9 protein-coding genes are annotated in these 12,032 nt (G+C 16.5%); 1 reads left to right on the top strand and 8 read right to left on the bottom strand.

Annotated features, from left to right (window positions below):
• Positions 1-35: 35 nt before the first annotated feature.
• The 3 genes from pta to prfA all read right to left on the bottom strand — a co-directional run bounded on the left by pta (position 36) and on the right by prfA (position 4,819).
• Positions 36-2,156, bottom strand: coding sequence for a phosphate acetyltransferase (gene pta, locus RJT18_RS00645; protein WP_343154897.1), 2,121 nt, complete (start codon positions 2,154-2,156; stop codon positions 36-38).
• 54 nt (positions 2,157-2,210) lie between these two features.
• Positions 2,211-3,410 (bottom strand): acetate/propionate family kinase, encoded by a 1,200-nt coding sequence (locus RJT18_RS00640; protein ID WP_343154896.1) that lies wholly within the window; start codon positions 3,408-3,410, stop codon positions 2,211-2,213.
• 338 nt (positions 3,411-3,748) lie between these two features.
• Entirely contained in the window at positions 3,749-4,819 is a 1,071-nt protein-coding gene (gene prfA / locus RJT18_RS00635; RefSeq protein ID WP_343154895.1) for a peptide chain release factor 1, read from the bottom strand.
• A gap of 359 nt (positions 4,820-5,178) precedes the next feature.
• Here prfA and RJT18_RS00630 point away from each other — a divergent pair, with 359 nt between their 5' ends.
• Positions 5,179-6,117, top strand: coding sequence for a ribose-phosphate pyrophosphokinase (locus tag RJT18_RS00630; protein WP_343154894.1), 939 nt, complete (start codon positions 5,179-5,181; stop codon positions 6,115-6,117).
• A 156-nt stretch (positions 6,118-6,273) separates the two neighbouring features.
• On the opposite strand, the gene RJT18_RS00625 is transcribed toward RJT18_RS00630, so the two are convergent.
• The 5 genes from RJT18_RS00625 to RJT18_RS00605 form a co-directional block, all read right to left on the bottom strand.
• Positions 6,274-7,734 carry an NADH-quinone oxidoreductase subunit N gene (locus RJT18_RS00625; protein WP_343154893.1) on the bottom strand — a complete coding sequence of 487 codons (1,461 nt, stop codon included), beginning with the start codon at positions 7,732-7,734 and terminating at the stop codon, positions 6,274-6,276.
• 27 nt (positions 7,735-7,761) lie between these two features.
• Positions 7,762-9,255 (bottom strand): complex I subunit 4 family protein, encoded by a 1,494-nt coding sequence (locus RJT18_RS00620; RefSeq protein ID WP_343154892.1) that lies wholly within the window; start codon positions 9,253-9,255, stop codon positions 7,762-7,764.
• A 101-nt stretch (positions 9,256-9,356) separates the two neighbouring features.
• Positions 9,357-11,195 (bottom strand): NADH-quinone oxidoreductase subunit L, encoded by a 1,839-nt coding sequence (locus RJT18_RS00615; RefSeq protein ID WP_343154891.1) that lies wholly within the window; start codon positions 11,193-11,195, stop codon positions 9,357-9,359.
• On the bottom strand, positions 11,192-11,494 hold the full coding sequence (gene nuoK, locus RJT18_RS00610; protein WP_343154890.1) for an NADH-quinone oxidoreductase subunit NuoK: 303 nt from the start codon (positions 11,492-11,494) through the stop codon (positions 11,192-11,194). The genes RJT18_RS00615 and nuoK overlap by 4 nt, the downstream gene beginning before the upstream one ends.
• Positions 11,495-11,518: 24 nt before the next feature.
• Entirely contained in the window at positions 11,519-12,019 is a 501-nt protein-coding gene (locus RJT18_RS00605; protein WP_343154889.1) for an NADH-quinone oxidoreductase subunit J family protein, read from the bottom strand.
• Positions 12,020-12,032 lie beyond the last annotated feature (13 nt).

Raw genomic sequence — 12,032 nt, 5'->3', positions numbered from 1 at the left:
CTTATTTCTATAAAAATTTTAAAAAACTAAAAATTTCAACATTGTATAGAAGTAACAGCTGAAGTATATATTATATCTTCAACAGTAGATCCTCTAGATAAATCATTTACAGGTTTATTTATACCTTGTAGAATAGGGCCTATCGAAATAGAATTTGTTATATTTTGAACAGCTTTATAAATAGCATTTCCTGAATTTAAATCTGGAAATATAAATATATTAGCTTCTCCAGAAATATCAGAAATATAATTTTTTAATTTTGATATTTCTTTACTAGATGCTACATCATATTGAACAGGACCATCTATCAACAATTTAGGATATTTTTTTTTTACTATTTCTGTAGCTTCTTTAACTTTATCTACAGATGGACCAAAACCTGAACATTTTGTAGAATATGATATCATTGCAACTTTTGGTAAAATTCCAAAATTAATAGCAGATTTTGATGTTTCTATAGCTATTTCTGCTAATTGTATTGCATTAGGATTAATGTTAATTGCACAATCTGCATAAATTAATACTTTATCTTTAATCAACATAAAAAAAAATGATGAAATTATAGAAGAAGAACTTTTAGTTTTTATAATTTGTAAAGCTGGTCTTATAGTATTTGCAGTAGTATTCACTGATCCAGAAATTAAACAATTAGCTTCATTATTTTTCAACATTAAAGTTGCTAAAACACAATTATCTTTTAAAAGTTCTTTAGCAGAATTTTTATCTAAAATTTTTGGTAATCTGCTTTTTATAAATAAATTTATATAATTATTTCTAATATTTGTTGGATCTATAATTTTTATGTTTTTTCCTAAAGATATATTATTATAATTTGATATATAAATTATTTTTTTTTTATTTCCTAATAAAATACATTTTGCAATTTTTTCTTTTGAACAAAAAGAAACAGCTTTTAGTATTCTAGTTTCATATCCTTCAGGAAATATTATAATATTATTAAGTTTTTTAGATTTTTTTTTTAAATAATATTTAAAATAATGTGGAGTAAAAAAAATTTTTTTATTTTCTATAAAAATATTTTTAATTAAATAATTATAATTATACAAAAAAAATTTTGTCTTTATAATATTTTTTATTTTATGTTTTATTTTGAATATATTGTTAGAAAAAGCATTTAATTCATTATATAAATAAAATAATTTTTTTTTTGTAAAAAATATTGGTATATTATTTTTATAAGATTTAAAGAATATATTTATAAAATATCTTATATTAATATTATTTATTACTAATAAAATAGAACCTACATTATATTTTTTATCTAAAATATATAAAAAATTTTTTAAATTTTTTTTATTATTAGTATCTATTATTAAAAAATGATATTTATAAAAATTTTTACATTTTTTTACATTTATATCATTAAAAATAAAAAACTTTACTTTTTTATTAAAAGTTTTTTTATAATACAAATATTTTATTTTCAATATTTTACAAATATAAGAAACATATACTTTTTTAATTTTAAAATTCCAATTTATTATGTCTAATAAACGAAATGTTTTTTTTAAATTATATTTTTTTAAAACTTTTTTAAAAAATATTTTATTTTTTTTTTTTTTATTACATTTATATAATTGTAAATGAAAATAATTTTTTATAATATTTTTTTTTTCATATTTATGTAATATAAATCCTAATATTATATTTTTATAATAAAAAAAGTTTTTAAAAAAAATATTTTTCATAATATTTAAACTATGTATGTCAAAAAATTTATTATAATTATTAACAAATATAATTTTAGAATTTGTACTTTTCGCAAAATCTATATTAAATTTTCTTTCTATATAATTATTATATTTAGTATTTATTCCTTCTATTAAAATTATTTTTTTTGAACCTTTTATAGAATAATATTTTTTAATAGTTTTTTCTAAAAAAAAATTATAATTATTTTTATTTTCTAAAGATATAACATTATCTATAAAAACAGGATTGATAAAATTAGATATTTTTTTTCTAAAAATAAATTCAGTAGTTTCATCAAAACAATTACTTTTTGATTTTTCAAAAATTAATTTAAAAAAAACTACACTAAAATTATAATTTTTAATTAAATTTATCAAATTCAAAGATATTGAAATTAAATTAACATTTTTTCCTATTGGAACTAGAATTATTGAACTAAACACAAAAACACCTATAATTTTTTAATAATATTGTTAAATGTTAACAAAATAAAAATTTTAACTAATTATTTTAAAAGTATCTTTAGCAATTACTATTTCTTCATTAGCTGAAATTACTAATATTGGAATAGTATTATTTTTATTTATAAAATTAAAATCTTTGTAAATTTTATTGTTTTTATCTTTGTCTATATAAAAATTTAAAGAATTTAAATGATTTATAGTTATTTTTCTAACTAATTTAGAATTTTCTCCTATTCCACCTGTAAAAATTACAGCATCAATATTTTTCTTTATTAAAAAAAAATATGAACTAATATATTTAGCTAATCTATAACAAAACATTTCAACAGTAGTTTTGTCAACAACAGAAAAATTATATCTATTTTCAGAATATCTAAAATCACTAGTTTTGTTATTTAAACCTAAAATTCCTGATTCATTATTTAAAATATATTTTATTTTTTTAATACTAATTTTTAAATTTTCATGCATATAAAATATTATAGAAGGATCTATATCTCCTGATCTAGTTCCCATTATTAATCCAGATAAAGGAGTAAAACCCATAGATGTATCTATACAAATTCCATTTTTTATTACAGAAACGGATGAACCATTACCTAAATGACAAATTATTATATTTATTTTTCTAACTTTTTTTTTCAATATTGTTGAAACTTTTTTTAATATATATAAACAATTAATTCCATGAGCTCCATATTTTCTAATATTATGTTTATTATAAAATTTTGTTGGTATAGCATATAAATAAGATCTTTTTGGCAAATTGTTATGAAAACTAGTATCAAAAACAGCTACATTATTATTTTTCAGTTTTGGAAAAAGATCCATAAATTTTCTTATCCCTAATAAATTTAAAGGATTATGTATTGGAGCTAAACAAACACATTTTTCTATATTTTTTATAACATCTTTATTTATTAAAATAGATTTTTTAAATAAATCTCCACCATTTACTACTCTATGCCCTATTCCTATGACTTTAGAAAACATCTTATAATTATATTTTAAAAAAATTTTTTTACATATGTAATTAATAGCATAATTATAAGATATAAAATTTTTATTGTCTAAACTATAAACTTTATTTTTTATAAACCATTTTATTAAAGAATTATGCAAATTTAATGAACTAGCTTCTCCATGCAAATATACAATTTCATTTATAGGATCTATGATAGAAAATTTTATTGAAGAACTACCGCAATTTAAAACTAAAATTAAATCTTTCATAATTTAAAATATCCAAAAACTTTTTATTAAAATATATAAATAAAATATTATAAACAATAATATTATATATTTTATATATAAAAAATATAATTGTTTTAATAAATAAATTAAAAAATTTTAAATTAAAAAAAAATAATTTATATAATATATTTTAAAATATTTTTTTTAAAATTTAATTTTATATAATACATTTATAAATTAATATTAAATAAAAATATTTATTTTTTAATAACATAAAAAAATAAATATAAAAATAAAAAAAAATAAACAAATTAATTTTTTTTATAAAAAAGTTTTAAAAAATAAAATTTAAACTATATCAAAACATTTTAAAATTATTATTTTATTTTTAAAAATTTATTAATTTCATATTTTTGAATTATAGGATTTATTATTAAATCTAAATCACCATCTAATATTTTGTCTAAACAATATAAACTAAGATTTATTCTATGATCAGTAATTCTATTTTGAGAAAAATTGTATGTTCTATTTCTATCAGATCTTTCTCCACTTCCTAATAAATTTTTTCTAATATTAGAATTTTTTTCTTTGATTTTCTTTTCTTCTTGATCTTTTATTCTAGCATATAAAACTTCCATTGCTCTAGATTTATTTTTATGTTGTGATCTTTCATTTTGACATTCTACAACATTTCCTGTGGGTATATGAGTTATTCTAATAGCAGAATCAGTAGTATTTACATGCTGCCCACCAGCTCCAGAAGACTTAAAAGTATCTATTTTTAAATCAGAATTCTTTATTACAAATTCTTTAGAATTTTTTATTTCTGGTATAACAGCTACAGTACAAGTAGAAGTATGAGTTCTACCTTGATTTTCAGTTTTAGGTATTCTTTGCACTCTATGCCCACCTGATTCAAATTTTAATTTTTCAAAAACATTTTTTCCATTTATTTTTATAATTATTTCTTTAAAACCACCTCTATATCCATAATTTATATTTATTATATTCATTTTCCAATTTTTAATATCAGAATACTTAGTATACATTCTAAATAAATCTCCAGCAAAAATAGAAGCTTCATCTCCACCTGAAGCTGATCTTATTTCAACAAAACATCCATTTTTACTCTTTTTTTTCGAAGTAAAAAGTTTATATATTTTTTTCTTTAAAACATTATTTTTTCTTTTAAAAAAAACATATTCTTCTTTAGCTAATTCATATAAATCATTATATTTCATTAAATCTTTACATTGAACTATTTTTTTTAAATTTTCTTTCCATGAATCAAACAAACTTACTATATTTTTTAATTTATGATGTTCCTTCAATAAATTATTAAATTTTTTTTTATTATTTTTATAACTTATATTACAAAACATTTTTTCAATTTTTTCAATTCTACTTTTAAATGAATATAACTTTTTAACAATAAATTTTTTCATGAATTTTACTCATAAATAAAATATAAAAAATAAATAATTGAATAAAAATAAAAAATAAATAAATATATAATATTAAAATAAATTATATTCTTAAAAAAATAATAAAAATTATATAATATAATATATTATAGTCTATATTAAAATTATAAAAAATTAAAAACATAATTTTAATTGTATTTATAATTTTGTATTATAAAAATAATATTTTAAACTATAAAATAATATTAAATAAAAATAAAAATCCTAATTTAAAAAAAATATAAATATTTTTTAAAACAAAATAAAAAAATTATTTTTTAAAAAAATTTATTTTAAAAAAATATTAAAAAATTTTTCAATAGGAGAACCTTTAAAAAAAAATGAAAATATTTTCTGGAAATGCTACAAAAGAATTATCAAAAGATATAGCAAAATTTTTAAATAAAAATATAGGAATAGCTGAAGTAACAAAATTTAGTGATGGAGAAATAAGCGTAAATATAAAAGAAAATGTAAGAGGTCATGATGTTTTTATAATTCAATCTACATGTTATCCAGCTAATGAAAACTTAATGGAATTATTAATAATAATAGATGCTTTAAAAAGAGCTTCAGCAAAAAGAATAACAGCTGTTATACCATATTTTGGATATGCCAGACAAGATAGAAGAATAAAATCATATAGAGTTCCAATAACAGCAAAAGTTATAGCAAATTTTTTATCTAACGTAGGAGTAAATAGAGTACTTACTGTAGATATACATTCTGAGCAAATACAAGGATTTTTTGATATACCTATAGATAATGTTTTTACAAGTAGAGTAATATCAAAAGATATATCAAAAATAAATTTAAAAAATCCAGTATTAGTATCTCCAGATGTTGGAGGTGTAGTTAGAACTAGATCCGTAGCAGAATTATTAAATTATAAAGACATTGCTATAATAGATAAAAGAAGATCAAAAAAAAATGAATCTCAAGTAATGAACATAATAGGAGATATAAAAAAAAGAAATTGCATATTAATAGATGATATAATAGATACAGCTGGAACTCTTTGTAATTCAGCTAAAATGCTTAAAAAACATGGAGCAAAAAAAATTTTTTCATATTCTACACATCCAGTTTTTTCAGGAAATGCAGCAGAAAATATAAAAAAATCTTGTATAGATGAAATAATAGTATGTAATACTATTCCTTTATCAAAAAAAATAAAAAATATAAAAAAAGTAAGAACAATAAACTTATCAAAAATGCTCTCTGAAGCTATAGAAAGAATAAATAAAGAAAAATCAATTTCTGAAATGTTCATAATATAAAAATATAAAAAATCATAAAAATAAAATTTTATAAAAAAATAATAAAGACAAAGTATTTTTTCTTTGTCTTTTTTTTTAAAAAAATATATTTATAAAATTGTATTTTAAAAATATTATTATAACAAAATATATTAAAAAATATTTTTTATAAAATTTTTATAAAAATAATACTTTATTAAAAAAATTATAAAATAAAAAATTATATAATAATAAAGTAGTTGACATAATAAAAATAAAAATTTCTAATATATTTTCAATAAAAAAAAATCTATGTCTATTCATTTTTATATCTTTTATTTCATTATAAAAACTAACTATTATTTTAAAATATAAATATGTTCCAAATATACTACTAAAAATTATACAAAACATTAAAATCCAAAAATTGTTATGTATTGCATAAGAAAGTATATATAATTTATTTAAAAAACCAACAGTAGGAGGAATTCCAGCTGTAGAAAAAAACACTATAAATAAAGAAATTGATAATAAAGGATATGTATGAAACATATTAGAAAAAATATTTTTTTTAAAAAAATTATTATCTATTTCTCTATAAATATAACCACTTTTTAATATAGCAAATGTTCCAAATATGCATATGTTGCAAATAACATAATTCAAAAAGTAAAAAAATATATTTTGTATAGAAAATTCAAATTTATTCAAACTTAAAACTGAAATCATTAAGTATCCAACTTGACTTATAGAAGCGTATCCTAACAATCTTTTAACATTATTCTGAAATAAAGCTAATAAATTTCCTATTAAAATAGATAATAATGAAAATATTTGAACTAAATTATAAAAAAAATTTATTTTTAATATTAACGTAGAAGAAAAAAAATATATTAAAAAACTAAAAAAAGAAAGTTTGTTTACGGTTGAAAAGCACATTAAATATAAAGGACTAGAAACTTGATAAATGTCTGGAAAAACAAAATGAAATGGAAATAAAGACATTTTAAAAAAAATACTAAATAATATTATTGATATTCCTAAAAAAACTGCTGTTTGTTTATAAATATCAAATTTATTTATAATTAAATATAAATTTTCATATTTTAAACTACCAGTTATAAAATAAATAATTCCTATTCCAAATAACATAAAAATAGAACTAAAACTGGAAAATATCATATATTTTAAAGAAGCTTCTATAGATTTTTTATTGTCATTAAAAAAATAAACTAAACCAATTGTAGATAATGTAATTATTTCTATACTTATAAAAAATAAAGAAACTTGTTTAGAAAAACTTAAAGAAATACTTCCCAATAAAAATAATAATAATAGTATATAATATTCTTCAATATATAACTTTTTTTTGTCTAAACAAAAATATGCGAATATAGAAGTTATTAACATAATAATTAATATTAATAAAGAAAAAAAAATAGAAAATTTGTCAAAATGAAAAAAAAAGTTAATTTTATGTAAAAGCTTATCTTTAAAAAATAATAAATAATAAATTGTTAAAAATATTCCTAAAAAAGAATTTAAAAACATAACTAAATTATTTCTTTTAAATATAATATAAAACATACCAAAAGAAATACTACACATTATTATTATAAATGGAAAGAATTCCATATATTTTTGAAATATAGACAACATATAAAAATTCCTCATTTTTTAATAAATTTAAGAAATATTGATTGAAAAAATATTTAAAAAATTGAACTTATAAAATACAAAGTTTGGAAACAATCCTATTAAAATTAATAAAAATATAAAAAATGAAATCAATAATATTTCAAAAACATTTAAATCAAAATTTTTTAAACAATTTTTTGAATTTCCATAAAAAATTCTATGAAACATTTTTAGTGAACAAAATGCAAAAAATATTAAACTAAATGTAAAAAATATAGATATTTTAGGAAAAGATAAAAAAAAACCCATAAAAATTAATATTTCACTTATAAAATTTCCAGTACCAGGAAGACCAAAATTAGATAAAGAAAAAAATAGAAAAAAACCAGGAATAAAATTTAAAACTTTCCACAAACCACCCATTTTTTTTAAATTATAAGTATTAAGTTCATTATATATTTTATCAGACAAGACAAAAAGTACAGAAGAAGAAATAGTGCTAGAAATAATATATAGCAATAATCCTTCATAAGATAAATTATTAAAATTAAAAATAGATAATAATATTATTCCAGAATGTGAAATATTAATATATGATAATATGTGTTTTAAATTATTTTTTACACTAGCCATAAAAGCACCATAAAAAACATTTATTATTCCTAGAAAAATCATAAAAATTTGAATTTTATAAAATATATTTCCAGAAATAGGAACAAAAAATCTTAATAATCCATATATTCCAACTTTAGATAAAAAACCTATTAAATCTACAGAATTTCCTTTTGGAGAATATAAAGTCATATTAGGAAGCCAAGTATGAAATGGTATTAATGGAATTTTTATAATAAAAGATAATAATAATCCATATAAAATTAAATTTTCTATAAAATTTCTATTTAAAAAAACTTTTTTTAGTAAATTGAATTCAAACGTCCAAATTCCATTAATAGAATGATAATAATTTACTAACATCAAAATAGAAAAAAACAAAATTGCTGAAGAAATTTGACTATGTATAAAAAAATTTTTTATATAATTTATATTATTTTTTTTTTTAATTTTATTTTTACCCCAAAAAATATTTAAAAAGCAAATAGGAAAAATCATTATTTCTAAAAATATAAAGAAAAAAAATAAATTAGTAGATAATAAAGATCCTATTATGCTAGAAATCAAAAATAATATATTTAAATAAAACGCACCAGGATTTTTATAATTTTCATTATATGAAAATATTATAACAAACATTCCTAATAAAACTGTTAAAAATATCATATATAAAGAAAATCTATCATTATAAAGACTAAAATTAATTCCTAATTTATGTATACACAATATAGAAAAACTGTTATTAAATAAATTTTTATTAAAAAACAAAAATTTTTCAAAAACATTATTTAAAAAAAATAAACAATTTATAAAAAATATTAATATAATAGAAGTTATGGCAAAAAATCTAGGTAATTTATTACTAAATTTTTGAGAAAACCATGAAATTATCCCTCCTAAAAATGGAATAATAATAAGAAAAGAAAGCATATTTTTTACCTTATAAAAAATAATAATAAATTTTAAAAATTTAAAATTATAAATAAATTAAAATAAAACAAAATAAAAATTAATTTAAAAATTACTAAATTCTATATAAATATTATTAATGTATAAAATGAAGTTGACACTAAAAAAAATGTTAATATATATAACTTTAAATTTCCTGAATGAAATTTTAAAATTAATTTATTAATAAATCTTACAATATAGAAAATAAATTTAATAAAAAATTTAAAAATGTCTTTATATAAAAAGTAAGAAAAGAAATTATATAAATTTTCTAATTTAGAATAAAAATTTTTAAAATATAAATCTTGTTTAAAAATTTTTTCTAAACAATTATGTAAACATTTTAAAAAATATAATTTTTTTAAAAAAAATTTTTTTTTAATTAATAAATAATAAATTAACATTGTAAATGAAACAAAAAAACTAAATAAAAATTCTAAAATAATATAAAAATTATTTATTTTAAAATGTTCAGAAAAAAAACTTGATAAATTAGGAATTATGAAAATACCTAAAAAAGTAGAAAAAAACATTAAAATTAATGTTGGAATATCATGAAAAAAATTTTCATATAATTTTTTTTTAAAATAATTTTTTTTTGAAAATAATATATAAAACATTAATCTATATGAATAAATAGTAGTAAAAATTGATCCTAAAAATGCTGTAAAAAAGAAAAAATAATTTTTTGATTCTAATATTTTAAATAAAATTTCTCCTTTACTATAAAAACCTAAGCTTATTATTGGAAATGACATTAAGGATAGTAAACCTATTAAAAAAGAAAAATATACTAAAGAATTTTTTTTTTTAATAAAATTCATTTTAAATATATTTTGTTCATTTTTATTATATAAAACAATATAACAAGTAGATATAAATATTAAAGATTTAAAAATTGCATGACTTATTAAATGAAATATAGCACAAGACCAAGACTTTACTCCTATAGATAAAAACATATATCCTATTTGACTTATAGTAGAATATGCTAATATTTTTTTTATATTTTTATTAAATATAGAAGACATACTTCCTAAAATAATAGAAAAAGAACTTACACAACATATTAAATAAAATATTTGATCATATACTAAAAAAATATCTTTAGATCTAGATATTAAATATACACCAGCAGTAACCATAGTAGCTGAATGTATTAGAGCTGAAGCAGGTGTTGGTCCTACCATAGCACATGGAAGCCATGTGTGAAATGGAAACTGAGCAGATTTTGATATAGATGATAATAATAAAAATATACAAATTAATTTTATTAAAAATAAATTTTTGTGAACTTTTTCTGAAATTAAAAAATTTGATATTTCATGTATATTAAAAGTATTAAAACAATGATATATTAGAAGTATAGATATTAAAAAAAATATATCACTTATTTTAGATATTAAAAAAGATTTCATAGAATAAAAAATATTTTTAATATTTTCATTATAAAAACTTACTAATAAATAAGAACAAATACCTACACTTTCCCATCCAAAATAAGTTAATAAGAAGTTATCAGATAAAACTAAAATTGACATACTTGATATAAATAAATTTATATAAGAAAAAAATTTTATAATTTCTTCTTCTAAATACATATACCAATAAGAAAAAAAATATATTAATACTCCTATACCAGTTATCATAATTAACATAGATAAAGAGAGTTCATCTAATAAAAAACTAATATTAAATTTAAAGTTATCTATTGATATTAAGTTCCAAATGTTAAAAACAAAAAATGCTTTTTTAAATTTATAAAAATAATAAAAACTAAATAAACTAGTTAAAAATGATATAAATAAAGTAAATAAACCTATAAAAAATAAAATTTTTTTATTTAAAAAATCTTTTAAAATAGTTAATAAAAAAAATCCTATTAAAGGAAAGAAAATTGTAGAAAGAATAATACTCATTTTTTTAACTCACTTAATAAATTTATATTTAATGTATTATTAATTTTATAAAATTTTAATAATAGTGATAAACTAACGCAAACTTCTGCTGCAGAAGAAGTAATTATAAATATATAAATTATCTGACCATTTGCATCATTCCAATAATTTCCAGAAACTATAAAAAGTAATAAACATGCGTTTAACATAATTTCTAAACCTATTAACATTAAAAAAAGATTATTTTTTATAAAAAAAATAAAAACTCCTAATGAAAAAATTAACACAGATAAAATAAAACAATAAAATATAGATATCATAACTATCCCTTATATTAAAATATATTATTTAATATCTTTATAATCTTTATTGATATAAAAAGATATAATTAATGATTCTAATAACAACATAGAAGATAATTCAACTATAAAAAAATAATCTGAAAATAAAATTTTACCAACTCTTTTCATATCAACTTCTTTATAAAATTGTGTAATATTCAAATGTTTTAAAACTAAATATGTTATATCTACAAAAAAAATGCTAGAAATTAAAAAAAATAAAAAAAATTCAAAAAATTTCTTTATATCCAAATCAATTATAAAAAAATTATCTTTTTTATTAATTATCATTATTATAAAAACAAATAATAATAAAATTGCCCCAGAATAAATAATTACTTGAAGAAATCCAGCCAAACATGAACCCAATAAAAAAAATATTATAGAAGTAGATAAAAATGAAACTATTAATAATAATGCTGAATATAATAAATCATTTATAAAAATTATAAATAATATAGAAATTAACAAAGTTAAACTAGATAAAAAAAATATAAATTGCATATTTAAGTTCCTA

The sequence above is a fragment of the Buchnera aphidicola (Pseudoregma panicola) genome (assembly GCF_039376655.1).
In the GTDB taxonomy this organism is placed as follows: Bacteria; Pseudomonadota; Gammaproteobacteria; order Enterobacterales; family Enterobacteriaceae; genus Buchnera_G; species Buchnera_G aphidicola_C.
This window is presented reverse-complemented; position numbering and strand designations above follow the sequence as displayed.